Origin of the sequence: Microcella sp. (genome assembly GCF_019739195.1) — a bacterium.
In the GTDB taxonomy this organism is placed as follows: domain Bacteria; phylum Actinomycetota; class Actinomycetes; order Actinomycetales; family Microbacteriaceae; genus Microcella.
On sequence record NZ_JAHHDS010000003.1, the window covers coordinates 2,193,111 to 2,216,924 of the forward strand.

A 23,814-nucleotide genomic window follows, 5' to 3' on the forward strand; every position below is an offset into this window, starting at 1 on the left:
CCGGCATGCTTCCGCTGACCTGGCGAAGCCTCGTGAGCCGCGCGCAGCAGGTGTGGCGCCGGTCACTGCAGGTGCGCACGGTCGCCATCACGGTCTTCTTCTCGACCATCGCCGTCACGATCATCAGCGGCTACATGTCGATCAGCATCGCCACCAACCTCTATGAGGCGCGCAAGACGCAGGCAATCGCCGAAGCGCGGCAGGCGACGGTGAGCACCCAAGCACTCTTCGACAGCTCGGTGTCGTCGAACGGCACGATCGACGTCGAGGCGGTGAACGTCACGGCCGGCACGACCATTCGCAGCGTGGCCTCGAGCCCGGGCGGCACGCAGTTCGCGATTCTGCGCACCCCCGGGCAGAGCACCGCGGTCACGATGACGTCGACGAGCACGCGCGGGCTCGATATCGATGTCATCACCGACGAGCTGCGCGACCAGGTGTCGCTCGACGACGGGCAGCTCTACACGCAGGCCGTCACGCTCGAGGGCGAGGCGGCAGCCGACCCCGGTCTCGTCGTTGGCAGCGTGTTCGAGGTGCCGACTGCGGGCCAGTACGAGCTCTACCTGGTCTACAACGTTCGCGATGTGCAGCAGACCCTCGACTTCGTGCAGCAGACCCTGCTGATCGGCTCGCTGCTGCTGGTGGCGACGATCGGACTCGTCACGTTCCTGGTGACCCGGCTCGCGATCGAGCCCGTGCGGCTCGCGGCCGACACGGCCGAGAAGCTCGCCGACGGCGAGCTCGACCGGCGCATTCCCGAGAAAGGCGAAGACGTCATCGCCACTCTCGCCCGCTCGTTCAACCGCATGGCCGACAGTCTGCAGCGGCAGATCACCCAGCTCGCGGCGCTCTCGCGCGTGCAGCAGCGCTTCGTGAGCGATGTCAGCCACGAGCTGCGCACGCCGCTCACGACCATCCGTCTCGCGGGCGACGTGCTCTACGAGCAGCGCGACCAGTTCAGCCCCACGACGGCGCGCACAGCCGAGCTGCTGCACGCGCAGGTCGGGCGCTTCGAGTCGATGCTCGGCGACCTGCTCGAGATGAGCCGCTACGACGCCGGCGCCGTCGAGCTCGACACCGAGCCGACCAACCTCGTGCGTCTCGTCGAAGAGTCACTCGAGGCCATTCGCCCGCTCGCCGATGAGAAAGGCAGCGAGCTGCGCCTGGTCGCTCCCGGGGGTTACTTCGAGGCCGACGTCGAGGCTCGCCGCATCCGTCGCATTCTGCAGAACCTGCTCGGCAACGCACTCGACCACGGCGAAGGCCGACCCATCGTCGTCTATGTCGACAGCGACATGACCGCCGTCGCGATCGCGGTGCGCGACTACGGTGTCGGCATGGATTCCGCGCAGCTCGAGCGCGTCTTCGACCGCTTCTGGCGGGCCGACCCGAGCCGCCAGCGCAGCACGGGCGGCACCGGGCTCGGGCTCGCGATCGCCACCGAAGACGCGCAACTGCACGGCGGTCACCTCGACGTGTGGTCGGTGCCCGGCGAAGGCACGTGCTTCAGACTCACGCTGCCGCGTGAGCATGGGCAGTCGGTCGAGCACTCGCCGCTCGAGCTGCCGCCCGTCGAGGCCCTCGAGGCCGTGCTCGACGAACCGATCGAGCGGGATGGCGAGAACAGTGGCTGAGCCGATGTCGCGTGCGCGCCGAGCCCTCATCGCCCTCGCGGTGCTGCCGGCGCTGCTGCTGAGCGCGTGCGTCTCGGTGCCCTTCTCGGGCGGGGTCGAGGCAGCCGGTGACCTCACGACGGGCGCAAGCACAGGCGACGACTCAGGCGTCGACTTTCTCGTCGCCGGCCCGTCAGACGGTGCGACGCAAGAAGAGATTCTCGCGGGGTTCTTCGCCGCGGGTGCCGCGGCCCAGAACAACTACCGCATCGCCCGGTCGTACCTCGTCGATGACATCGCCGACGTCTGGAACCCCTATGCGAGCACCCTCGTGCGCAGCCGCGACGGCGCGACCTCGCGCACGAGCGACGACGTGCTCACCTACACGGTGCCCATCGTCGCCTCGGTCGACGCCGTGGGCCGCTACACGACCGCCGACGCCGGAGCCACGCAGGCCCTGCCGCCGTTCCGCTTCGCACTGCAAGACGGCGAGTGGCGCATCGCCGAGCTCGGCGACGGCATTCTCATCTCGCAGCAGGCCTTCGCGAGCGCTTTCGGGCAGCACACCATCTACTACTACGACGCGGCGTTCAGAAACCTCGTGCCCGACCTGCGCTGGTTCCCTGTGCGGTCAGAGGTCGCCACCCGCATCGTGCGCGCCGTGCTCGAACCGCCGAGTAGCTGGCTCGACTCAGGAGCGACGGTGTCGGCGATTCCGGAAGGCACGCAGCTCGCCCTCGCACCCGTGACCGTGTCGGCGGGTGTCGCCCAGGTTGATCTCACCAACGAGGTGCTCGGGCTCAACGACCGCGAGCGGCAACGACTGCGCCTGCAGCTCGCCGCGAGTTTGCGCGGGGTCAGCGGCGTCGTCGGTGTACAGCTCACGGTCGACCAGAACGCCGTCGCGATTCCTGACTGGACGTCGGGCTCGCCCGATATCGTGCCGCAGGTCGACCCGCGCGTGCTGCTCGCCACCGACGAGGCCGAGTTCGGCTACGCCGCGCGCGACGGCATCGAACCGCTCGGCACGCTCAGCGCCGAAGTCATTGACCTCGGGGCACGGGCCGTCGCGCTCGCCCCGACCCGCACCCTCGCGACGCTGCTGAACGACGAGGGCGTGTGGGCGGTGCGCACCGGGGATGCTCCTTCGGTGCTGCTCGACGCCCGCCCGGGTCTCATCGCCCCGAGCATCGACGGCTACACGTTCGTCTGGAGTGTTCCCGGCCAGGGCGGCGAGATTCACGCGACCGAGCTCGACGGCACCGTGCACGATGTCGAGGCCGCCCTGCCCAGCGATGCGCGCGTCGTGTCGCTCAACCTCTCGCGTGACAGCGCTCGCGTGCTGATTCTGCTCGACGGAGCCGGCGGGCCGCGCCTGGTCTACGCCGCCGTCATCCGCGATGAGGGCTCGGGCGTGCCGATTCGCCTCGGCGAGTTGCGCGACCTGCCGCTCGCGGGCGATCGGGCGATCGACGCCACCTGGGTCGACGAGGTGCGCGTCGCGTCGGTCACCGCCACCGACGTGGCCGACGACGAGCAGCGCCTCGTCGAGTTGCACGAGCTCGGCGGCCGCAGCAGGCCGCTCGGCCTGCCGCCGGGGGCGACGCAGATCGTCGGCGGCAACGGAGGAGTCGACGGCATCCGTGTGCTGGGCGAGCTGGGAGTGGTGTTCGAGCCGCGCGGCTCGGGCTGGCAGAACACCGGCTTGCGCGCACTGTTCCTCGGCACGCAGCAGTAGCGCTTTCTGCACAGGTCGCCGTCTGCCGGCGGTCAGTGGCCCACGGTGCACCACACTGCCGCGGTGACCCTGTTGCAGGCCTTCGCCGATGCGTGGGCGCTCGTCGCCCCGGTCGACTGCGCCGGATGCGGTGCCACCGACCGCGCGATCTGCCCGACGTGCGCACTCGGGCTGCGATCGCGGCCACTGCTCGGCGAGCTCGAGCTGCACACGAGCACTCTGCCCGTCACCGCAGCCCTGCCCTACGACGGCGTCGCGCGCCGGGTTCTGCTGGCGTTCAAAGAAGAGGGGCGCACCGAGCTGGCCCGCCCTCTCGCCGGGCTGCTGAGCACGGCCGTCGAGCTCGCCTGCCGCGCGTCGCTGGCCGACCTGCTCGTTCCTGTTCCCGGTTCGTGGGCAGCGGCGGGCCGGCGTGGGTTCGACCCCGTCGCGCTCATCGCGCGTCGAGCCGGGCTGGTCGTCACCCCCGCCCTGCGCGCCGTGCGCGGCGGTGCTGAGCCGCAGAAGTCTCGTGGGCTCGCCGATCGGCTCGCCGCCGCCAGCAGCGCCGCCCCGCGCTGGCGGGTGAGCCCGCGCATGCGCGGGTGTCGCGTCGTGCTCGTCGACGACGTTGTCACGAGCGGGGCGACCCTGCGAGCCGCGGTGCTCGCACTGCGCGAGGCCGGAGCCGAGGTTGCAGGGTGCGCCGCGATCGCCGCAACGCCGCGTCGGGTGGGCACGTCGAGCATCCCCTGGAGATTCTTATCGAACGATGACGAAGGTCCCGATGACAACGACGCTCGTGAGGACTACCGTGAGGGAAAGGAGGCGTGACCATTCGCCTGAACCGACGGGCGACACGCTGACGGCTCAGGAGGTCGACGTGGACATCACTCTCACCGGTCGCAACATAGGAATCACCGACCGGTTTCGCGACTACGCCACCGAAAAGGCAGAGAAGGTCGAGCACCTCGCCGACCGTGCCCTCGTGCTTGAGATCAAAGTCTCGAGACACCACGAGAAGAACGGCCGCCCCGGTGATGATCGCGTCGAGATGACCCTCGTCGGGCCGGGCCCTGTGATTCGAGCCGAATCGTCGGGCAGTGACAAGTACGTCGCGTTCGACCTCGCCATCGACAAGCTCATGGAACGATTGCGCCGCGCGAAAGATCGCAAGAAGGTGCACCGCGGCAAGCATCGGCCCGTGTCGCTGCACGAGGCCTCGGCCGACGGGTTCAGGGTCGTCGACATCACGCCGGCGACGCCCGAGGTCATCGAGAAGGTTTCGACGGGCGCGATCGACCTGCCGACGACCGAGACCGGCACCGATGACGACGAGCAGTACTCGCCCGTCGTCATTCGGCAGAAGGTGTTTCCGTCGACGTCGATGACGGTCGATGAAGCGCTCGACCACATGGAGCTCGTCGGGCATGACTTCTTCTTGTTCATCGATGCCGAGACCGATCGGCCGAGCGTCGTCTACCGGCGCACCGGATGGAACTACGGGGTGATCAGTCTCGAGACCGAGGTTGACGAGGCTGCGCCAGCGAAGTCACGGCGGCGCGGCTAGCGCCCTGCACCGCAACCCACGGTCGCGTCCATGCAGCAGTTGCTAGCATGGGCGCGCCGTGTTCTGCGGCGGTCTGCGGCGTGCCGTGACCCGGCTGCCCCGCATCTGGTGGCTGCCTGACGAGTGGAGTAACCGAAGTGGCGAATGTTCTCGAGCGTGTACTGCGGGTCGGCGAAGGTCGACTGCTGCGGCGACTGAAGGCCTACTCAGAGGCGATCAACCAGCTCGAAGACGACTTCAGCGACCTCAGCGACGACGAGCTCAAGAACGAGACCGCCGAGTTGCGCGAGCGCTACGGCAACGGCGAATCGCTCGACGACCTGCTACCCGAGGCCTTCGCGGCCGTGCGCGAGGCCTCGAAGCGCACCCTCGGCATGCGACACTTCGACGTGCAGCTCATGGGCGGTGCGGCTCTGCACCTCGGCAACATCGCCGAGATGAAGACCGGTGAGGGCAAGACCCTCGTTGCCACGCTTGCCGCCTACCTCAACGCGATCCCTTCGCGCGGCGTGCACATCGTGACCGTCAACGACTACCTCGCGAGCTACCAGAGCGAGCTCATGGGCCGCATCTTCCGTGCCCTCGGCATGACGACGGGCTGCATCCTCTCGGGCCAGACGCCCGAAGTGCGTCGCCAGCAGTACGCGGCCGACATCACCTACGGCACGAACAACGAGTTCGGCTTCGACTACCTGCGCGACAACATGGCCTGGCAGACCGCCGACATGGTGCAGCGCGGCCACTTCTTCGCGATCGTCGACGAGGTCGACTCGATCCTCATCGACGAGGCTCGCACCCCGCTCATCATCTCGGGCCCCTCGTCGGGCGAGGCGAACCGCTGGTTCACCGAGTTTGCGCGCATCGCCAACCGCCTGCAGGCCGGCGTCGACTACGAGGTCGACGAGAAAAAGCGCACCGTCGGCGTGCTCGAGCCGGGCATCGAGAAGGTCGAAGACCACCTCGGCATCGACAACCTCTACGAATCGGCCAACACGCCCCTCATCTCGTTCCTCAACAACGCGATCAAGGCATCCGCCCTCTTCAAGCGCGACAAAGATTACGTCGTCATGAACGGCGAAGTGCTCATCGTCGACGAGCACACCGGCCGTATCCTCGCCGGCCGCCGCTACAACGAGGGCATTCACCAGGCCATCGAGGCCAAAGAGGGCGTCACGGTCAAAGCCGAGAACCAGACCCTCGCGACCGTCACGCTGCAGAACTACTTCAGGCTCTACTCGAAGCTGTCAGGCATGACCGGTACCGCCGAGACCGAGGCGGCCGAGTTCATGAGCACCTACAAGCTCGGCGTCGTGCCGATTCCGACGAACCTGCCGATGCAGCGCAAAGACCAGCCCGACCTCGTCTACAAGAACGAGGCGTCGAAGTTCGAGCAGGTCGCCGAAGACATCGTGCAGCGTCACGCCGCGGGTCAGCCCGTGCTGGTCGGCACCACGAGCGTCGAGAAGAGCGAGCTGCTGTCTCGTCTGCTCGCCAAGCGCGGCGTCAAGCACGAGGTGCTCAACGCCAAGAACCACGCGCGCGAGGCCTCGATCATCGCGCAAGCCGGCCGTCTCGGCTCGGTCACGGTCGCGACGAACATGGCCGGCCGCGGCACCGACATCATGCTCGGCGGCAACGCCGAGTTCCTCGCGGTGTCAGAGATGAACGCCAAGGGTCTCTCGCCCGTCGACACCCCCGACGACTACGAGGCGGCATGGGATGACGTGTTCGACCGTGTCAAGGCTCAGGTGGCCGAAGAGGCCGCGAAGGTCATCGAGGTCGGCGGGCTCTACGTGCTCGGCACCGAGCGCCACGAGTCGCGCCGCATCGACAACCAGCTGCGCGGTCGCTCGGGCCGTCAGGGCGACCCCGGCGAGAGCCGCTTCTACCTGTCGCTGCAAGACGACCTCATGCGCCTGTTCAACGCGGGCGCGGCCGAGGCGCTCATGGGCCGCTCGAATGTTCCCGACGACCTCGCCATCGAGTCGAAGGTCGTCAGCCGGGCCATTCGTTCGGCGCAGTCGCAGGTCGAAGCGCGCAACGCCGAGATTCGCAAGAACGTGCTCAAGTACGACGACGTGCTCAACCGCCAGCGCGAGGCGATCTACACCGACCGCCGCCACATTCTCGAGGGCGACGACCTGAAAGACCGCGTGCAGGTCTTTCTCGAAAAGGTCATCACCGAGATCGTCGAGAGCCACACGGCCACGGGTCACAGCGACGACTGGGATTTCGAGCAGATGTGGACCGAGCTCAAGACGCTCTACCCGATCAGCCTCACGATCGACGAGGTCATCAGCGAGGGCGGCACCAAGCTCACGCCCGCGTTCGTCATTCGCGAGGTGCTCAGCGACGCCAAGCTCGCCTACGAGCGCCGTGAAGAGAGCCTCGGCCACACGGCCACCCGCGAGCTCGAGCGCCGCGTCGTGTTGAGTGTCGTCGACCGCCGCTGGCGCGACCACCTCTACGAGATGGACTACCTGAAAGACGGCATCGGCCTGCGCGCCATGGCGCAGCGCGACCCGCTCGTCGAGTACCAGCGCGAGGGCTTCGCGCTCTTCCAGTCGATGATGAGCGCCATCCGCGAAGACGCCGTCGGCTTCCTGTTCAACCTCGAGGTCGAGGTGACGGGCAGCAAGGGCACCGCGCAGGTCACGGCCAAGGGCCTTAACGCCCCGCAGACCCCGCAGAACCTCAGCTACACGGCCCCGTCGGCAGATGGCGACGTCGAGGTGCGCAACCAGCGCGGTCAGGTGCTGCAGGCGCCGACGGATGCGGCCCGCCAGGCCGCGCCCCAGGTCTCCGCCGCATTCGGTGGCCCGGCCGCTGCTCCGGCAGCCGCGCCGACGCGTCGTGCCCCGCAGGGCCAGCCGCAGAACGGCCAGGGTCAGGGCGGTGCGCAGGCGACGGGTGCTTTCGGGCAGAAGCAGGCGCCCAAGCCTGCTGGCCCCGCGCCCGTCAACCGCGCCCAGCGTCGCGCACAAGAGAAGCGCAACAAGGGCCGCTAGTCATCGTTCGGGCGGTCGCCGTCAGCGCAGGTTCGAGCGCGCTACGGCGGCCGAGGTGCTCACGAGTAGCGCCGAGAGCACGATGAAGATCGCGCCCGAGCCCGCGAAGGCCGCGACGGCGCCGACAGCGACCGGAATCATCGACTGACCCACGCGGTTGGCCGTGAGCCGCACGGCCAGCGCGGTCGCGCGCAGCTCGTCGGGCGCCGACCGCGAGACCCAGGCCATGGTGAGCGGCTGCCCGATGCCGAGCACGAGCCCCGTGACGGCCATGAGCACGACGGCGACCCAGGCGGGCAGCTCGGGCGCCATGAGCAACAGCGCCGACGCACCGATGCCGCACGCCCCGACGAGCAGCGGTTTGCGGCCGAGCATCCGCACCAGGGGAGCGGTGCCGACTCGCACCGCGAACGAGAGCGCTGCGCGCACCGCCAGCAGGATGCTCACAAAAGCCACTGACCACCCTCGCTCGGCTCCGATCGCCGGCAGGTAGACCGTGAGCACGTCAGTCGCCGTGAGCACGACCATGCTCGCCCACAGCGCCTTACCCATATGCGGCGCGCGCAGCACAGTGCCGAGACCGCCTGGCTTGAGTTCCGCGGCGGAGTCGACGACTCGCGCCTCGCGCGTGCCGCCCGGAAACCGCGGCAGCCGCAGCGACGCAATCGCGGCCGCCGCGCACAGCACGCCGGCGAGCACGAAGGTCGGCGTCGTGCCGTAGGGGTCGTCGGGCGTGGCGAACTCGGCGGCGATGAGCACTTCGGCCATGCCGCCCGCGACGATCGGGCCGAGCACTTGGCCGAGCGAGACGGTGGCTCCGAAGAGGCCGAAGCGGGCATCCGCGCCGTCGGGCGGACCCGCGTGCGCGACGATCGCCTGCAGGCCCACGACCGCGAAGATGAGGCCGAGGCCGAGCACGGTGTGGGCCGCGATGAGCCCCAGGAGGTCGCTCACGATGCCGTGCGCGGCTGCCGCCCCGCCCATGAGCGCGATGCCGCCGACGGTCGTGGCACGCGCCCCGCGCCGGTCGACGAGGCGTCCGATCGGAATGGCGACGGCGATCGAGAGGATGCCGAACGAGAGCGCGAGCAGCCCCAGCTGCTCGACCGAGGCGTCGAGGCCGAGGGCTCGGTACGAGGCCATCGGCCGGGTGGCGTGCTGCGCGAACTGCACGAGCATCGTGACGGCGAGCGCGAGCGCGAGGGTGGCACGCGCAGGGTTGCGAGCCACCGCGCGCTCCACCACGAGCATCCTCTCGATGCCTCACCGCGTGGCCCACCGCCACGCATCTGAGACACTGTCTTACATTGGAGTCAACCAGCGCGCGCATGCGCCGTCAAGCAGGGGTGGCGGCTACAGCACGCTGATGGCGCTCGCGCGCCAGCGGCGGTCGAGACCCTCGAGCCGGATGGCGACGGCGCGAGCGCGCGCCCGGCTCGTGACGACCGTGACCGCCTCGATCACGCCGTCGCGGGGCTCGCTGATGCGCGGCTCGCCCACGCTGAAGGTCGGGCGCACGACGGGCGCGCCGCGGGCGGCACGCGCACGGGCGCTGATGCTCGCGCGCGTCAGCAAGGTGCGGTAGACGTCGTCGGTCACCCAGCGGGCGACCTGCTCGAGCTCGCGGGCGCCGGCCAGAATCTCGATGACGCACCGCGTCAGGTTCTCGACGAGGGGGCGGGGGTCGGGCAGGTCGGCGGTCGAGGTGGGCTGATAGTCGAAGAACTCTTCATGCGCGATGCGCGCGAGCGTGGTGCGGCCGCGAGGAGGAACAGCGACGGCTGCTGGCAGGGATGAGCCGCCCGACTCGGAGCGGTCTGCGACGGCATGGTCTGCGACGGCGCGGTCTGCGACGGCATGGTCTGCGACGGCGCGGTCTGCGGGGGCGATGTCTCGGGCGTCTAGGCGTACTGCGGCACTGGGCACGGTCGGCTCCTCTGTTCCCCACGATTGTGCGCGGTCGGTCGTGCGGCCTCGTCGCCCCCCGACAGTAGACCGAGCTGTTCACCCTTGCGGGCAGACCTACTCAACCAAAAGTTTCCTCAGTCGTAAAGAGCATTCCTCGAACTGTGGAGAACTCGGTCGGTGCCGTCGGTGGCCGTCGCTACGGTCGTCCGCATGCGCTGGGACCATCTCTTCGACGACCTCGCCGGTCAACTCGAGCACGAACTGCAGTCAGAAGAATCTGACCTGCGGCTCGAAGAAGAACGCCTGCGCCTCGGTCGGCTGCCGTTGCGCGAGCGGCTCGCCGTTCTCAAGGCCTCAGCAGATCCGGCACTGTCGCGCGTGCGACTGCGCGTGCGCTCGGGCGAGACGCACGACGTGCGGCTCGTCACGGTCGGGCGTGACTGGCTCGCGGGTGATATCGACGGTGGGGCGGGCGCGTCGCAAGCCATCTTTCCGCTCGCCGCTGTCGACTCGCTCGTGCTGACGCAGCAGCAGGCCGACGTCTCGCTCGACCCCCTCGTGGCGACGTCTGAGCTCGCGGCGCGGCTCGGGGTCGCATTCCTGCTGCGCGACCTCTGCCGACGTCGTGCTGCGGTCATCGTCGTCACGGCGGCCGGGTCGGCGACGGGCACGATCGACCGCGTGGGCCGCGACCATCTCGACCTCGCCGTACACGATCTCGATGCGCCACGGCGAACGTCAGCAGTCGAGCATGTGCGGGTTGTGGCCTTCGATCAGCTGTTGCTCGTGCGTCTCTGACCTCGACGGTCGCCGAAGAGCTCGGCGACGTCGGCGTACTGCGCCTCGTTCCAGAGAGCGATGCGGCGGGTCTCGTCGTACTTGTCGGCGATGAACGACTCGAGCACCCGCTGCTCGACGCGCCACTGCCCGATCGAGCCGAGGCGAATCGCCGGCAACTCGCCCGACCGAACCAGGGCAAGCACTTCGCCTGCCGTCAGGCTCAGCACCTCGGCGACGTCGGTGAGCGCGAGAAAGCGCCCGAAGGTGTCGTCGCTGTCGTCGCTCATTCATCGATTATCCCGCTGATCTTCGTAACGCCACAGTCGTGTGGATAACTGGCATCGCGCTCGCCGGGCTTCGTCAGTATCGATCGCGTCACCGACACGAGGAGCACTCATGACCACGGCTTCACCGTCGACCGAGCGACGTGCTCGGCGCTACCGAGACCCGCGCCTGCTTATCGGCCTCATGCTGGTCACCGTGTCGATCGGGGCCGTCATCGGCATCGTCGCGCTTGCCGATGAGGGCGAAGAGGTGCTTGCTGCGCCTCGACTGCTCGTCGAGGGCGAGCGCATCGAACGCGACGACCTCGAACCCCGTCGGGTCGTACTCGGGCTCGAGGCGCACGGGTACGTGACGGCCGCCGACATTCCTGAGGCGGGCGTCGTCGTCACGCGCACGATCGGCGCCGGCGAGCTCGTGCCGCTTTCGGCTGTCGGCGACGAACGCGGGCCTCGCTCGACGACGGTCGTCGTGACCCTCTCGACCGCGCTCGGCGCGACGGTTCGCCCGGGCGACCGACTCGACCTCTGGGCGGCACCGGCCGAGGAAGCGGGCCGGTTTGGCGCCCCAGCTGTCATCGCCTCGGGCACGCAACTCGTGCGCACGATCACCGCCGAAGGAATCGTGTCGAGCAGCGAAGCGGGCCGCATCGAGCTGCTGGTTCCGCGGCGCGATGTCGCGCGCATCCTGTTCGCGCTCGCGAATGGAGACGCGCTCTCGGCGATTCCGGCATCGCTCTCGGTCGGGGGCTGAGATGCTCATCGCTCTCGCCGTGCCGGGCCTCGACGCCGAGGCGATCGAGTGGGCAGTGTTGCGGGCCGGGCACCGCGTGGCCTGGCGCGCCGCCGACAGCGACGAAGTGCTGACCCAGTTGGCCAGGCTCGCCCCCGACGCCGTGCTGATCGCCGATCACCCCGCCGTCGCCACCGCGACGATCGTCGGCTCGTGCGACTTGCTCGGGGTGCGTAGCTGCCTTGTCGTCGACGATAGGCCCATCTCGGTCGGCGCCGCGCGGCTCGAGCTCGCCGACGTTCTGCGAGTGGGGTCAGACGGCCAGCTCGACCTGGCGCCGCTCGACGCTGGGGGCGTAGTGCCAGTCGCCGCGCCCCCGATGCCGGCAGCGCCTCCTATGCCGGCCGCGCCTCCCGCGTCGACGACATCGGCGCCCCCACCACCATCGCCCGCGACGACACACCTGCCGCCGGTGCCCCCGATGCCGGGGTCAGCAAGAACCGCACCGACGTCGGCAGGCCCGACGCTGCCCGTCACGATCGCCGCAGCGACGTCGACGCATACCGGCGCTCTGCTCGCGGCACCCGAGCCCGGCGAGCCGATCGTGGCCGCTGGCGCCGCGCCGGCTGCCGGGCTCGCGAATCCGCTTGTGGTCACCGTCTGGGGACCGACGGGCGCCCCCGGGCGCACGACGATCGCGATCGGGCTAGCAGCCGAACTCGCCGCACGCGGTCATGCGGTCTGCCTGCTCGATGCCGACACCTACGGGGGTACCGTGGCACCCGCGCTCGGTCTGCTCGATGAAGCACCCGGCTTCGCCGCGGCGTGCCGACTGGCCGGTGCCGAGTCGCTCAACCACGCCGAGCTCGACCGCGTCGGGCAGGCGGTGGGTCGAGGCGGGCACGGCACCTTCGACGTATTGACCGGCATCGGCCGCCCGCATCGGTGGCCCGAGCTCTCGGCGGGCCGGGTCACAGCCGTGATCGAGCAGTGCCGCACCTGGCGCTCGATCATCGTGATCGACGCAGGGTTCAGCCTCGAGAGCGATGAAGAGGTAAGTAGCGACCTCGCTGCACCCCGTCGCAACGCTGCGACCATCGCCTCGTTGCGGGCCGCCGATCACGTCGTGGCCGTGGGCGCGGGCGACCCCCTGGGTCTCGCGCGCTTCCTGCGCACGCACGCCGACCTGCTCGAGACGATCGAGTCGGCGCGGGTGCAGGTGGCGATCAACCGGGTACGGGCATCCGTTCTCGGCATCGACCCGCACGGCCAGGTGCGCCAGACGCTCGACCGCTTCGTCGGCGTGCGCGACGCCGTGCTCATCGACGACGATGTGGATGCGGCCGACGCTGCTCTGCTCACCGCCCGTGCCGTGACGCATGCCGCGCCACGCAGTGCCCTGAGCCGGGGCATCGCCGAGCTCGCAGACAGGCTGGTCGCGCCCGCCGCGACGGCACGACCCGCACGAACGCCGACCTGGTGGCGGCGCACGGGCTGACGCGGCCGCGGCGCACGGGCTGACGCGGCCGCGGCGCAACTGCCACGCCTCACGGACTAGCCTGGGGGCGTGTCGACGCTCTCAGATCTGGTGCATGAGCACGGTGCCGCCGACGAGACCGACATCGAGTGGCTGCACCTGCTGCTCGCCGACGGGCAGCTGATCGCCGACCTGGCCTTCGCCGACATCGTGCTGTGGGTGCCGACCACCGCGGGCGGCTTCATCGCCGTCGGTCACGCGCGCCCCAGCAGCTCGGCCACCCTGTTCTACCGCGACTTCGTCGGCCACGAGGTCAAGCCCGAGTGGCAGCGGCAGGTTACGCAGGCCTACGAGACGGCCCAAATCGTCGACACCTCGGCACCCGACTGGTACGAAGAGACGCCGACCAGAGTGCGGGCGGTGCCGGTGCTGCGCCGCCCGGGTCGCGACGGGGCGCGCGTGAGCGAGCATCCGATCGCCATCATCACGCGACACACCAACCTCAGCGAAGCGCGCATGCCGAGTCGGCAAGAGCTGACGTTCAACGAGTGCGCCAACGACCTGTTCCACATGATCGCCGCCGGCGACTTTCCTGACCTGGGCGCCCCCAGCGGCCCCCGCCGCGGAGCCCCGCGCGCCTCAGACGGCCTGCTGCGCCTCGACCTCGACGGCGTCGTCACCTTCGCGAGCCCCAACGGACTCAGCGCCTTCAACCGCATGGGCTTCGTCGGCGAGCTCGAAGGCGAGTCGCTCGCGAGTGTCACCACGACCCTGCTCGCCGGGCGCACGCTGCAGGTCGACGAGTCGCTGCCGCTCGTCGTCACCGGCCGTGCGCCGTGGCGCACCGACATCGAGTCGGGCGGGGTCACTGTGACGCTGCGCACCGTTCCGCTCGTGCGCGACGGCCGACGCATCGGCGCGATGATTCTCGTGCGCGATGTCACCGAGGTGCGGCACCAAGAGCGTGAGCTCATCACGAAAGACGCGACCATTCGCGAGATTCACCACCGCGTGAAGAACAACCTGCAGACGGTCGCCTCGCTGCTACGCATCCAGGCCCGCAGAGCCCACAGCGATTCGACGAAGGATGCTCTGACGCAAGCCATGCGCCGCGTGGCCGCGATCGCCGTCGTGCACGACACCCTCAGCGAGGGGCTGAACCAGAATGTCGACTTCGACGACGTCTTCGCGCGCGTGCTCATGCTCATCGCCGAAGTGGCATCGAGTCACAACACGGTCGTGCGGCCTCGCTCTACCGGCAGCTTCGGCACCCTGCCGAGCGAGTACGCCACGCCTCTCGCGCTCGCGCTCACCGAGCTCGTCACCAACGCGGTCGAGCACGGACTCGAAGGCCGCCCCGACGGCGAGGTCGAGATCGTCGCGACCCGCACCCACGACACCCTGTCGGTGAAGGTGCGCGACAACGGTGCCGGCATGCCCGAGGGCGTCGTCGGTTCAGGCCTCGGCACGCAGATCGTGCGCACCCTTATTCAGGGCGAGCTCGGCGGCACCATCGACTGGCACACGCTCGAGGGCGAAGGCACAGAGGTCACCATCGAGGTGCCGCTGCTCTACCTGCGCAAGAAGCGGGCATGACAACGCCCCGGGGCATCTGCGAGAGATGCGCACCGGGGCGCGGTCGATGTCAGGCGATGCGTCGGGTGCCTAAGAGGCGCGGCGAGCGCGCGCAGCGCGGCGCTTGAGGGCGCGGCGCTCGTCTTCGCTGAGGCCGCCCCAGACGCCCGAGTCTTGATTCGTCTCGAGGGCGTACTGCAGGCAGGTCTCGGTGACCGTGCAACGGCCGCAGACCGTCTTGGCCTTCTCGATCTGGTCGACCGCCGGGCCGGTGTTGCCGACCGGGAAGAACAGTTCGGGGTCGGCCGTGAGGCAAGCTGCTTTGTCGCGCCAATCCATGGGGAAGTGCTCCTTTAATGTGGGTCAGGTAGCAGGCGCCGAAGGTTGACAGACGCGCTACATCGTCGGTACTCGCACCAGCGATTCGGTGAGAGAGAAAGTTCTTGGGAACGTCGCCCACTGCTCTGTAGGCGTCACATCAACCTCGTATAGGTTCCCATAGGCTGGTTGTCAAATCAATAGGTACGCATGGGATGGTTTGCATGGAAGACACCCGACGTTCGCCTCTCGTCACCGTGCTGGTCATTCTTCTGGGGGCTCAGACGGTCTTCATCGTCGGGGTGACGATCTATCTCGTGGTCGAACTACTTCTTGCCGAGGCAGACTTTCCGCCCACCGCGATCGCGCTGACCGTGCTCGTCGTGCTCGTCGCGATCTGGCTCGTCGCGATGACGCGCGGAGTCTGGCGCGGCCGCGCCTGGACGCGCGGCAGCGTGCTCGTCTACCAGTTTCTGCAGCTCGCGATCGGCGTCGGCAGCATCCAAGGCTTCGTGCCGCGCCCCGACATCGGCTGGTGGGTGATCGCGACGGCTGTGCTCGGACTCGTGCTGGTGCTCAGTACGCCTGTGTCGAGCTACCTCGACGCCCGCGATTAGGCGTCGAGACCGAGCTTCTTGCGCAGGCTCGCGACGTGGCCCGTGGCCTTGACGTTGTAGAGGGCGTGCTCGATGACACCCTGCTCGTCGATGACGAACGTCGAGCGGATAACGCCCATGACGGTCTTGCCGTACATCGACTTCTCGCCGTAGGTGCCGTAGGCGTTGTGCACCGCGAGGTCGGGGTCGCTCAACAGCGGGAAGGGCAGGTGTTCTTCGGCGGCGAACTTCTGGAGAGCATCCGGCCCGTCTTTCGAGACGCCGAGCACGACGTAGCCGGCCGCCTGCAGCGAGGCCAGGTTGTCGCGGAAGTCGCAGGCCTGCGTCGTGCAGCCGGGCGTGCTGGCCGCGGGGTAGAAGTAGAGCACGACCTTCTTGCCGGCGTAGTTGGCGAGCGAGACGTGCGCGCCGTCTTTGTCGGGCAGCGTGAAGGCGGGGGCCGGGGTGCCGGCGTCGAGGCGGGGCTGGGCCATGGGGTGCTCCTTCGTGGGCGAGGCGGCAATGTTGGGCTGGCGTAGCGGCGTGATGCGAGCGGATGCTCGACGCACGGCGCCGCACCGGCCAGCGACTCTGCACAGTGTATGGATGCGCGGCGCACGTCGGCTGAATGCCTGCCGAGTAGTGGCCCCCTCTCGCTCAGTGGTAGTGTTCTTTCTCGGCCCGCTCGCGGGCTCACGCACCTCTAGCTCAATTGGCAGAGCAACTGACTCTTAATCAGTGGGTTCCGGGTTCAAGTCCCGGGGGGTGTACGAAAGCCCCGGTTCGCTCTCGCCAGCAGCCGGGGTTTTTGCATGCCCGGTGTCGGCACAGGGGACTTTGGTCACGAATATCGCTCAACCCGTCGCGAGAGAACGCTCTCACGCCCAGACTGGGCTCGCGCGACTCGCGCGACCACCATTCTGAGCGGAGCCACCACCCGTGTTCGAGCAAGACGTCGACCCGGTCTTCGGGTCTCTGGCGCTGTCGGCTCTCGCCGCTGCGCTGCCCCTGCTGTTGCTGTTCGTGCTGCTGGGGGTGTTCAAGGTTCGGGCGCCCTTCGCGGCGATCGCGGCCCTGGGGCTCTCGATCGTGCTCGCGATCATCGGCTGGAACATGCCGCCCGTGCAGGCTCTTAGCGCCGCGGGCGCTGGCGTCTTCTACGGGCTCTTCCCGATTCTGTGGATTCTCGTCAACGCCCTGTGGGTCTACCGCCTCACCACGGTGACGCGGTGGTTCGAGGTGTTCGGCCGCACGATCCGCTCGGTGAGCGATGATCTGCGCATCCTCTCGATTCTCATCGCGTTCTGCTTCGGCGCGCTGCTCGAGTCGCTCGCGGGCTTCGGAGCACCCGTCGCGATCTCGGCGGCCATGCTGCTCGCGGCGGGCATGGCACCGCTCAAGGCCGCGCTCGTGTCGCTGCTCGCCAACACGGCGCCCGTCGCCTTTGGCGCTCTCGCTGCTCCCGTCATCGCGCTCGCGGGCGTCACGGGCCTGCCGCTCGACGACCTCGCCTCGATGGCGGGTCGACAGACGCCGTTCATGGCACTGCTGGTTCCGATGATTCTCGTCTTCTTGGTGGATGGCCGCCGCGGCCTGAAGCAGACCTGGCCCGTCGCTCTGGTCGCAGGCTTCGTGTTCGGCCTCGCCCAGTTCGTGACGTCAAACTACTTCGCGGTCGAACTGACCGATGTGGTCGCGGCCGTGGCCACCATCGCAGCGGTGCTGCTCATGCTGCGCGTGTGGCAGCCGGCCGAGCTCGTGAGCATGAGCGGCGCCGTCGAGGTGGGGCAGCCCGCCGTCGAGCGGCCGCCCGTGCGCGAGGTGCTCATGTCGGTCGCGCCGTACCTCATCATCATGGCCGTGTTCTCGATCGCGCAGATCGCCGCCGTCAAGGCGTGGTTCGTCTCGCTCAGTGTCACCTTCGCGTGGCCGGGGCTCGATGTCGTCACCGCTGCGGGCGAGCCCGCGGGGGCGCAGATGCTCCACCTCGACACCCTCGGGGCGACGGGCACCCTGCTCTTGATCTCGGGGCTCATCACGGCCGCGGTCTACCGCATCGTGCCGCGCGCCGGGTTCGCTGCCTACGGCGCGACGCTACACCAGCTGCGCTGGACGATCGTGACCGTCACCGCCGTGCTCGGGCTCTCGTTCGTCATGAACCTCTCGGGCCAGGCCACCTCGCTCGGTGTCGCGCTCGCTTCGGCGGGCGGGTTCTTCGTCGTGCTCTCGCCGATCATCGGCTGGATCGGCGTGGCCCTCACGGGGTCTGACACCTCGTCGAACGTGCTCTTCGGCCCCGTGCAGGTCGCCGCGGCCGAGCAGGTAGGTCTGGAACCCGTGCTCATGGCTGCGGCGAACTCGTCGGCGGGTGTGCTCGGCAAGATGCTCTCGGTGCAGAACCTCGCGGTCGCCGCTGCCGCCGTCGGCATGGTCGGCAGCGAGGGCACGCTGCTGCGCAAGCTGCTGCCCTGGAGCCTCGGCCTGCTCGCCCTCATCACGCTGCTGATCGTGCTGCAGTCGACTCCGGTGCTCGGCTGGATGGTGCCCTGATCACGCCCCTGAGCCTGGCGCGACCTGGTCGTCGCGTCGTGGTGTCGCGAGGGAGCCACGACACGGCAGGATGATGCCGTGACCATCGACACCTGGCTCATCTTCGCCCTCGCTGCACTCGGCCTGTCGTTCACCCCGGGGCCGAACGGACTTCTGGCCTTGACCCACGGTGCGATCTACGGTCTGCGTCGCACCGTGGCCACGGTGCTCGGCGGCGCTCTCGGGTTTCTCGTCGTCATCGCGATCTCGATGTTCGGCATCGGGGCGCTGCTCACGGTGGTGCCCGAAGTGCTCACGGTGCTCAAGTGGGTAGGCGGTGCCTATCTGGTCTTTCTCGGCATCATGGTGTGGCGGTCTCCGGCCATCACCGTGGGGCACGATGTCGAGCGGCCGAGCACCGCGTGGTGGTCACTCGCGCAGCAGGGCTTTCTCGCCGCGGTGACGAATCCGAAGGGCATCCTCTTCTTCGTCGCGTTCCTGCCCCAGTTCATCGACCCGCAGCGCGATCTCGGGGTGCAGTTCGCGATCATGGCCGCGACGTTCATCGTCATCGAGATCGTGTTCGAGCTGGTCGTGGCGGCGCTCTCGCAGTCGCTGCAGCCCCTGCTCGCGCGCGCCGGGCGCTGGTTCAACCGGGTGACGGGCGGGTTCTTCATCGCGATCGGCGTGCTGCTGCCCTGGCAGCTCTAGCGCTAGAGGTGAACTGAGTTCGCCTAAGATCACCCTCGTGGTTCCTCTCCCCGAGCTGCTTGCCTTCGTCGTCGCAGCAATCGTCATCATCGCCATCCCCGGCCCGAGCGTGCTGTTCGTCGTGGGTCGGGCGCTCGTGCTCGGCAAGCGCGGTGCGCTGCTGAGCGTGCTCGGCAATGCGGCGGGAGTCGCCATCCAGATCATCGCTGTCGCCGCGGGGCTCGGCGTGCTCGTCGCACAGTCGGTCATGCTGCTCACGGTGCTGAAGATCGTGGGGGCGCTCGTGCTCGTCTGGCTGGGCATCCAGGCGATCCGCCACCGCCACGCCGTGTCGGGGGCAGACCTGCCCGCCGTGTCGGCGCGGCCCGCTCGCCTGCTGCGCGAGAGCTTTCTGGTGGGCATCAGCAACCCCAAGACAATCGTCTTCTTCGTGGCCGCCCTGCCGCAGTTCGTCGTGCCGGGCGCGGGAAGCCCGGTGCTGCAGATGCTCGAACTCGGCGCGATCTTTCTCGTGCTCGGTGTCGCGGGCGACAGCGTCTATGCGCTCGCCGCGGGCGCCGCGCGCGACTGGTTCGCGACGAACCCTCGCCGCATGAGCGGGATGCGCGCAACGGGCGGCGCGGCGCTCATCGGCCTCGGCGGCGCCATGGCCGTCACGGCGCGCTCCTAGCGCGCCGTGCACGGGAGAGCGCAGTCGGCGCGCTCGTAGCGCGCCGTGCACGGTACAGCGCAGTCGGCGCGCTCCTAGCGCTTCGCGAGCCGCAACCAGGTCTCGACGACGGTGTCGGGGTTGAGCGACATCGATTCGATGCCGTGGTCGACGAGCCAGTCGGCGAGATCGGGGTGGTCGCTCGGCCCTTGACCGCAGATACCGACGTACTTGCCCGCTGCGCGGCAGCCCTCGATCGCGAGCTCGAGCAGGGCGAGCACGGCCGGGTCGCGCTCGTCGAACGAGCCGGCGACGAGGGCCGAGTCGCGGTCGACTCCGAGCGTGAGCTGCGTGAGGTCGTTCGAGCCGATCGAGAAGCCGTCGACGTGCTCGAGAAAGGCCGCCGCGGTGATCGCGTTCGACGGAATCTCGCACATCATGATGATGCGCAGCCCGTTTTCGCCGCGCCGCAGTCCGTTCGCCGCCAGCACCTCGATCACCGCCTCGAGCTCAGCGACGGTGCGCACGAACGGCACCATGAGCTCGACGTTCGTGAGCCCCATGTCGTCGCGCACGTGGCGCATGGCCTCGCACTCCATGGCGAACGCTTCGGCGAAGTTGTCAGAGACGTAGCGCGAAGCGCCTCGGTAGCCGAGCATCGGGTTCTCTTCGCGCGGCTCATAGCGATCGCCGCCGATGAGCCCCGCGTACTCGTTCGACTTGAAGTCGCTGAGGCGCACGATGACGGGCTCAGGGGCGAAGGCCGCCGCGATCGTCGACACACCTTCGGCGACCCGGCTCACGAAGAAGTCGCGCGGAGACGGGTAGGCGGCGCAGTGCTCGTCGACCACCTTCTGCAGGTCGGCCGGCAAGGCGTCGCGCTCGAGAAGGGCACGGGGGTGGATGCCCACCTGACGGTTGATGATGAACTCGAGCCGCGCGAGCCCCACCCCGCGGTTCGGCAGGTGCGAGAACGCGAAAGCCTGGTCGGGGGTGCCGACGTTCATCATGATCTTCGTCGGTACCGGCGGCATGGCCTCGAGCGAGGTCTCGATGATCTCGAACGGCAGCAGCCCTTCGTAGACGCGCCCTTCATCGCCTTCGGCGCACGAGACGGTGACCTCCTGCTCGTCGATCATGACGCTCGTCGCGGTGCCGGTGCCGACGACGGCGGGAATACCGAGCTCGCGGGCGATGATCGCTGCGTGACACGTTCGGCCGCCGCGGTTCGTGACGATGGCCGAGGCCAGTTTCATGATCGGCTCCCAGTCGGGGTCGGTCATGTCGGCGACGAGCACGTCGCCCTGCCGAAACTCATTCATGCGGTCGATCGAGGTGAGCACCCGCACCGGTCCGGCGCCGATCTTCTGGCCGATGGCACGCCCGGCGATGACCAACGGGCCCGACCCGCCCAGTGCGTATCGCTGCAGCACCTGGCCTTTGCGCCGCGACACCACCGTCTCGGGCCGGGCCTGCAAGATGTAGAGCTTTCCGTCGATGCCGTCGCGCGCCCACTCGATGTCCATCGCCCGGCCGTAGTGGTCTTCGATCGTCAGCGCGTGGCGCGCGAGCTCTTCGACCTCGGCATCGGTGATGCTGAAGCGCGTGCGCTCGGCGGGCTCGGTGTCGGTGAAGACGGTGCTCGTCGAGGTGCTGCTGCCGCCCGCGTAGACCATCTTCACTGCCTTCTCTCCGAGAGCTCGAGACAAGATCGCCGCACGGCCGGCGCGCGTGCTCGGCTTGTAGACGTAGAACTCGTCGGGGTTCACGGCCCCTTGCACGACCGCCTCGCCGAGGCCGTACGACGAGGTGATGAAGACGGCGTCGGTGAAGCCCGACTCGGTATCAATCGTGAACATCACCCCCGAGGCGCCCACATCACTGCGGATCATGCGCTGCACGCCGGCCGACAGCGCGACCTCGTCGTGGGCGAAGCCGTGGTGCACGCGATAGGCGATGGCGCGGTCGTTGAAGAGCGAGGCGAAGACGCTACGAATCGCCTGCAGCAGGTTGTCGATGCCGCTGATGTTCAGGTACGTCTCCTGCTGCCCGGCGAACGAGGCATCGGGCAGGTCTTCGGCGGTCGCGCTCGACCGCACCGCCCACGACACCGACTCGGGCGCGGGGTCGTCAGAGATGAGTCGCTGATAGGCCTCGCGGATGCTCGCCTCGAGCTCGGCCGGAAACGCCTGCTGCTCGATCCACCCCCGAATGGTCGAGCCCACTCGGGCCAGCGCGGTGACGTCGGTGACGTCGAGCGGCATCACGAGCTCGAGGATGCGGTCGTAGAGCCCGCCAGCGGCGAGGAAGTCGTGATAAGCATCCGCCGTCGTCGCGAAGCCGCCCGGTACCCGCACACCGAGCGGTTCGAGCTTGCTGACCATCTCGCCGAGCGACGCGTTCTTGCCGCCCACTTGGGCGACGTCGCCCATACCGAGTTCGTCGAACCAAAGGATGTTCGTGGTCATGAGGTGCTCCTGTCGTCGGTGGCCGCCTCGCGGCGGCGCAGTGTGGCGAGAATCACGGCGGCCATCTCTTCGACCGAGCGGTCGGTCGAGTCGAGGTACGGCACGCCGTGGCGCCGGTAGAGGTCTTCGGCCCAGCGCACCTCTCGGCTGCACTGGGGGAGCGAGGAATAGACCGACCCGGGACGCCGGGCGGCGCGCACCTCGCTGAGTCGCTGCGGGTTGGCAGTGAGGCCGAAGAGCCGGTCGGCGTGGGGCCGCAAAGGCCGGGGCAGGTCGTCGCTCGGCCCGCCCCCTGATGGCAGGTCGTCGTCGGTGAGCGGATAGTTGGCGACGACGACACCGTGCTGCAGGGCGAGGTACATCGAGGTCGGAGTCTTGCCGCAGCGCGACGGGGCGATGAGGATCACCTGCGCCCGATCGAGGGCGCGCAGACTCTGACCGTCGTCGTGCTCGATCGCGTACTCGATCGCCCACATGCGGTCGTGGTAGCGATCGAGATCGCCGAGGCTGTGCACGGTGCCGCGGCCGGGCTGCGCACTCACACCGAGCGCGGCCTCGACCTCGCGCAGATGCCCGCCGAGCAGGTCGATGACGATCGCGGGCGCTGCAGCGACGCGCTGGCGCACGGCCAGATCTCGGATGGTCGTGAAGACGAGTGGCGGAGCATCCGTCGGCGCAGCACCGGCTTTCGCGGCGATCGTGGCCACCGCCTCAGTAGCCGCATCGGCGCTGTCGACGAAGGGGATCGTGTGTCGGTCGAGGGGCACGCCAGGAAAACTCACGAGCAGAGCGCTGCCGAGGGTCTCGGCCGTGATGGCGGTGCCGTCGGAGACGAAGAAGACGGCGCGCGGGGCAGGGATGGATGCGCTGCCCATGCGGCCCTCCCCACGCGAATCCGGCGTCGACGCCGGTGCCTTCTCAGGCTAGAGGGCCCACGTGCGCGAGCGCAGGGGCCTTTGGTCCTGCGCGGTGTCGCAGGGGCTCAGTCCTCGAGCTCGAGCAACTCTCGTTCGCGGCTCTCTTCGATGACCGAGCCGACGGCCACGGCGACACTGATGCCCCAGCTCACCCACATGAGGGCAAGGCGCCAGTCGCGCGGGCCGGTGCGGGTCTGGTTGATGACGCCGATCGCCGAGAACGCCGCGCCGATGACGGCGCCGTTGAACAGAAACTTGCGCATGAGACCTCCCGAGTCGATGACTCCACGCTATCGGCTGGGCACGGCGGGCGGCGAAGTCTGAACGGTGCCCCAGAGCCAGCCACGAAACTGACCGATCGGCCAGAGTCTGACCGCCTGGTCAACTACCGTCGAGTCATGCCTCTTCACGATGACCTGCGCGCGATCGCGCTCGCCGAGTTCGCCGCCTCCGGCTACGCGGCGACCTCGCTGCAGCGCATCGCCGATCTCGCGGGCACGTCAAAGGCGAGCGTGCTCTACCACTTCGCCTCGAAAGAGCTGCTGCTGGCCGACATCGTCAGCCCGGCCCTCGACGACATGGAGCGCCTCATCGAGACGATCGAGCACGGCGGCGGACTGCGCCGGGCGGAGTTCGTCGAGCAGTTCGTCGACCTGCTGCTGCTGCATCGCGAGGTCGTGCCGCTGGTGATCAACCAGGGCGCCACGCTCGATGACGTGCCCGTCATGCATCGGGCCACCGAGAGCATGCGCCGCGTCGCCGAGCTATTCAGGCTCGCGAGCGGTTCAACGATGGAGAAGCTGCGCTTCGGCGTGGCCTTCGGCGGCGTCGCCTACACTCTGGCGGCCGCCGAGCGACTGGGACTCAGCGGCGAGATCCCGATCGACGAGGTGCGCGGCGCGCTCCTGACGATTCTGCACGACCTGCTCGTGCCCGCTGAATCCACCGCCCGCTAAGGAGCCCT

General features: G+C 68.8%; 22 protein-coding genes and 1 tRNA gene. 15 read left to right on the top strand and 8 right to left on the bottom strand.

What is annotated here, in order from left to right:
- The first annotated feature begins 5 nt into the window (after positions 1-5).
- From mtrB to secA, 5 genes are all read left to right on the top strand, one after another.
- Positions 6-1,634 (top strand): MtrAB system histidine kinase MtrB, encoded by a 1,629-nt coding sequence (gene mtrB, locus KL788_RS12355; RefSeq protein ID WP_293172138.1) that lies wholly within the window; start codon positions 6-8, stop codon positions 1,632-1,634.
- 4 nt (positions 1,635-1,638) lie between these two features.
- Positions 1,639-3,351 carry a GerMN domain-containing protein gene (locus KL788_RS12360; protein ID WP_293172141.1) on the top strand — a complete coding sequence of 571 codons (1,713 nt, stop codon included), beginning with the start codon at positions 1,639-1,641 and terminating at the stop codon, positions 3,349-3,351.
- A 63-nt stretch (positions 3,352-3,414) separates the two neighbouring features.
- Positions 3,415-4,164: a ComF family protein gene (locus KL788_RS12365; RefSeq protein ID WP_293172144.1), complete on the top strand. Its 750-nt coding sequence runs from the start codon at positions 3,415-3,417 to the stop codon at positions 4,162-4,164.
- A gap of 49 nt (positions 4,165-4,213) precedes the next feature.
- Positions 4,214-4,900, top strand: coding sequence for a ribosome hibernation-promoting factor, HPF/YfiA family (gene hpf, locus KL788_RS12370; protein ID WP_293172147.1), 687 nt, complete (start codon positions 4,214-4,216; stop codon positions 4,898-4,900).
- 137 nt (positions 4,901-5,037) lie between these two features.
- Positions 5,038-7,908: a preprotein translocase subunit SecA gene (gene secA, locus KL788_RS12375; protein WP_293172150.1), complete on the top strand. Its 2,871-nt coding sequence runs from the start codon at positions 5,038-5,040 to the stop codon at positions 7,906-7,908.
- Between the two features lie 21 nt (positions 7,909-7,929).
- On the opposite strand, the gene KL788_RS12380 is transcribed toward secA, so the two are convergent.
- Together KL788_RS12380 and KL788_RS12385 are read right to left on the bottom strand one after the other, a co-directional pair.
- On the bottom strand, positions 7,930-9,138 hold the full coding sequence (locus tag KL788_RS12380) for an MFS transporter (protein WP_293172153.1): 1,209 nt from the start codon (positions 9,136-9,138) through the stop codon (positions 7,930-7,932).
- A 123-nt stretch (positions 9,139-9,261) separates the two neighbouring features.
- A complete protein-coding gene (locus tag KL788_RS12385; protein WP_293172156.1) occupies positions 9,262-9,834 on the bottom strand; it encodes an Rv3235 family protein in 573 nt (190 codons plus the stop codon).
- A gap of 192 nt (positions 9,835-10,026) precedes the next feature.
- Between KL788_RS12385 and KL788_RS12390 the strand changes: the two genes are divergently transcribed.
- Entirely contained in the window at positions 10,027-10,614 is a 588-nt protein-coding gene (locus KL788_RS12390) for a hypothetical protein (protein WP_293172159.1), read from the top strand.
- On the opposite strand, the gene KL788_RS12395 is transcribed toward KL788_RS12390, so the two are convergent.
- Positions 10,590-10,883, bottom strand: a complete 294-nt coding sequence (locus KL788_RS12395) for a helix-turn-helix domain-containing protein (RefSeq protein ID WP_293172162.1) — start codon at positions 10,881-10,883, stop codon at positions 10,590-10,592. The two genes, KL788_RS12390 and KL788_RS12395, sit on opposite strands and share 25 nt — an antisense overlap.
- Before the next feature lie 109 nt (positions 10,884-10,992).
- Here KL788_RS12395 and KL788_RS12400 point away from each other — a divergent pair, with 109 nt between their 5' ends.
- The 3 genes from KL788_RS12400 to KL788_RS12410 all read left to right on the top strand — a co-directional run bounded on the left by KL788_RS12400 (position 10,993) and on the right by KL788_RS12410 (position 14,683).
- Positions 10,993-11,631 carry a hypothetical protein gene (locus KL788_RS12400; RefSeq protein ID WP_293172165.1) on the top strand — a complete coding sequence of 213 codons (639 nt, stop codon included), beginning with the start codon at positions 10,993-10,995 and terminating at the stop codon, positions 11,629-11,631.
- 1 nt (position 11,632) lies between these two features.
- The gene (locus tag KL788_RS12405; protein WP_293172168.1) at positions 11,633-13,108 is read left to right on the top strand and encodes an AAA family ATPase; all 1,476 of its coding nucleotides are present in this window, start codon (positions 11,633-11,635) and stop codon (positions 13,106-13,108) included.
- Positions 13,109-13,177: 69 nt separating this feature from the next.
- Positions 13,178-14,683 carry a sensor histidine kinase gene (locus tag KL788_RS12410; RefSeq protein ID WP_293172171.1) on the top strand — a complete coding sequence of 502 codons (1,506 nt, stop codon included), beginning with the start codon at positions 13,178-13,180 and terminating at the stop codon, positions 14,681-14,683.
- A gap of 69 nt (positions 14,684-14,752) precedes the next feature.
- Here KL788_RS12410 and KL788_RS12415 read toward each other — a convergent pair whose 3' ends face one another.
- Complete coding sequence (locus KL788_RS12415; protein WP_293172174.1) at positions 14,753-15,001, bottom strand: WhiB family transcriptional regulator; 249 nt, start codon at positions 14,999-15,001, stop codon at positions 14,753-14,755.
- Between the two features lie 203 nt (positions 15,002-15,204).
- On the opposite strand from KL788_RS12415, the gene KL788_RS12420 reads away from it, so the two are divergent.
- Positions 15,205-15,597 (top strand): hypothetical protein, encoded by a 393-nt coding sequence (locus KL788_RS12420; protein ID WP_293172177.1) that lies wholly within the window; start codon positions 15,205-15,207, stop codon positions 15,595-15,597.
- Here KL788_RS12420 and bcp read toward each other — a convergent pair.
- The gene (bcp, locus tag KL788_RS12425) at positions 15,594-16,070 is read right to left on the bottom strand and encodes a thioredoxin-dependent thiol peroxidase (protein ID WP_293172180.1); all 477 of its coding nucleotides are present in this window, start codon (positions 16,068-16,070) and stop codon (positions 15,594-15,596) included. The two genes, KL788_RS12420 and bcp, sit on opposite strands and share 4 nt — an antisense overlap.
- Positions 16,071-16,273: 203 nt before the next feature.
- Here bcp and KL788_RS12430 point away from each other — a divergent pair.
- The 4 genes from KL788_RS12430 to KL788_RS12445 all read left to right on the top strand — a co-directional run bounded on the left by KL788_RS12430 (position 16,274) and on the right by KL788_RS12445 (position 19,486).
- Positions 16,274-16,346, top strand: a tRNA-Lys gene (locus KL788_RS12430).
- Between the two features lie 169 nt (positions 16,347-16,515).
- A complete protein-coding gene (locus tag KL788_RS12435; RefSeq protein WP_293172183.1) occupies positions 16,516-18,126 on the top strand; it encodes an L-lactate permease in 1,611 nt (536 codons plus the stop codon).
- Positions 18,127-18,204: 78 nt separating this feature from the next.
- Positions 18,205-18,816, top strand: a complete 612-nt coding sequence (locus tag KL788_RS12440) for a LysE family translocator (protein WP_293172186.1) — start codon at positions 18,205-18,207, stop codon at positions 18,814-18,816.
- 37 nt (positions 18,817-18,853) lie between these two features.
- On the top strand, positions 18,854-19,486 hold the full coding sequence (locus tag KL788_RS12445; RefSeq protein ID WP_293172189.1) for a LysE family translocator: 633 nt from the start codon (positions 18,854-18,856) through the stop codon (positions 19,484-19,486).
- Positions 19,487-19,560: 74 nt separating this feature from the next.
- Here the strand turns inward: KL788_RS12445 and ppsA are convergent, their stop codons facing one another.
- From ppsA to KL788_RS12460, 3 genes are all read right to left on the bottom strand, one after another.
- Entirely contained in the window at positions 19,561-21,933 is a 2,373-nt protein-coding gene (gene ppsA, locus KL788_RS12450; RefSeq protein ID WP_293172192.1) for a phosphoenolpyruvate synthase, read from the bottom strand.
- The gene (locus KL788_RS12455) at positions 21,930-22,808 is read right to left on the bottom strand and encodes a pyruvate, water dikinase regulatory protein (RefSeq protein ID WP_293172195.1); all 879 of its coding nucleotides are present in this window, start codon (positions 22,806-22,808) and stop codon (positions 21,930-21,932) included. The genes ppsA and KL788_RS12455 overlap by 4 nt, the downstream gene beginning before the upstream one ends.
- 107 nt (positions 22,809-22,915) lie before the next feature.
- Positions 22,916-23,113, bottom strand: coding sequence for a hypothetical protein (locus KL788_RS12460; RefSeq protein ID WP_293172198.1), 198 nt, complete (start codon positions 23,111-23,113; stop codon positions 22,916-22,918).
- A 135-nt stretch (positions 23,114-23,248) separates the two neighbouring features.
- Between KL788_RS12460 and KL788_RS12465 the strand changes: the two genes are divergently transcribed.
- On the top strand, positions 23,249-23,806 hold the full coding sequence (locus tag KL788_RS12465; protein ID WP_293172201.1) for a TetR/AcrR family transcriptional regulator: 558 nt from the start codon (positions 23,249-23,251) through the stop codon (positions 23,804-23,806).
- The last annotated feature ends 8 nt before the right edge of the window (positions 23,807-23,814 follow it).